The organism is Pseudomonas sp. SIMBA_041, assembly GCF_046535095.1.
GTDB lineage: Bacteria > Pseudomonadota > Gammaproteobacteria > Pseudomonadales > Pseudomonadaceae > Aquipseudomonas > Aquipseudomonas mucoides.
On record NZ_JAWRXJ010000652.1, the window covers coordinates 1 to 252 of the forward strand.

General features: G+C 52.4%; 1 protein-coding gene. It reads left to right on the forward strand.

From position 1 onward, the window contains the following. Positions 1–118: DUF6957 family protein (locus tag SB725_RS32730; protein ID WP_410923643.1), on the forward strand; the 118-nt coding region annotated here is incomplete at its 5' end. Between the last annotated feature and the right edge of the window lie 134 nt (positions 119–252).

Here is a 252-nt window from a genome sequence, read left to right on the forward strand (position 1 = left end):
GATGGGCACTCGGTTCGAAGAGGGCTACTTGTTCGTCACGCGAAACACTGTCTATGTGTTGAAGGGGCCGGGGCATCGCAAGCCTTCGTCTATTCAGGCCATCTTCTCCATCTTCTAAATATCAACGCTTCGCTGTGATGCTGGCTCTTGAGGCACTCGTATGTTTCGTACCCACCAAAGTGATATCGCAGGTGTTCCTGGAATGTTTGGTGATGGGTTGGCCCATTGGCATGGAGTGTCCCGAGCACTTTC